The organism is Nocardioides sp. CPCC 206348, assembly GCF_048654705.1.
Classification (GTDB): Bacteria; Actinomycetota; Actinomycetes; order Propionibacteriales; family Nocardioidaceae; genus Nocardioides.
Map to the genome: position 1 here is coordinate 48,289 of NZ_JBMCZA010000179.1, position 1,005 is coordinate 49,293.

The window sequence follows — 1,005 nt, forward strand, 5'->3', positions numbered from 1 at the left end:
GGTCGCCACTCCGGGCGACGACCTCGCTGCGACGGGCGACGCCGACGGTGACGGCCTCACCGATGTCGAGGAGGACGCCGCAGGCAGCGACCCGGCCGACGCCGACACCGACAACGACGGACTCAGCGACGGCGCCGAGGTCAACACCCACCACACCGACCCGCTCGACCCCGACACCGACGACGGCGGCGTCAACGACGGAGCCGAGGTCGCCAACGGCACGAACCCGGTGGACGCCCCCGCCGACGACGTACCGAGCAACGACCGCGACGGCGACGGCCTGACCAACGACGAGGAAGCCACCCTCGGCACCGACCCTGACGACTCCGACACCGACAACGACGGCCTGACGGACGGGGCCGAGGTCAACACCCACAACACCGACCCGAAGGACACCGACACCGACGACGACGGCGTCCAGGACGGCCAGGAGATCACGGACGGCACGGTGCCGACGGACAGCGACTCGGACAACGACGGCCTGAACGACGGTGCCGAGAAGTCCGCAGGCACCAACCCGCTGGTCGCCGACACCGACCGCGACGGTCTCAGCGACCAGCGCGAGCTCGCCGGTCCGACCGGCTGCACGACCGGGCACACCAACCCGCTGCGTGCCGACACCGACGGCGACACCCTGTCCGACGGCAAGGAGGTCCTCGGGATCGCGATCCGGCAGACCTACTTCACGAACGGCGGACGACCCCGCGACGGCAAGAATATCGGCATCGTGCGCACCAACCCGTGCGTGAGGGACACCGACCGGGACGGGCTGACCGACGGCGCCGAGGTCAAGGGCATCGCGATCAACCAGGTGGTCGTGCGCTCCCGGGCCAACGGCGGCAAGTACAAGATCACCATCCGCAAGACGAACCCGACGCGGAAGGACACCGCCGGCGACGGCCTGACCGACAAGCAGGAGGTCACCGGAAGCGCGAACTGGCGGTTCAAGAAGCGCAAGACAGACCCGACCGTCGCCGACACCGACTGGGGTGGCGGCCGGGACGG

At 70.3% G+C, this 1,005-nt stretch carries 1 protein-coding gene; it reads left to right on the plus strand.

The features are described from left to right. Nucleotides 1-1,005: binary toxin-like calcium binding domain-containing protein (locus ACOADB_RS14405; protein ID WP_378599951.1), on the plus strand; the 1,005-nt coding region annotated here is incomplete at both ends.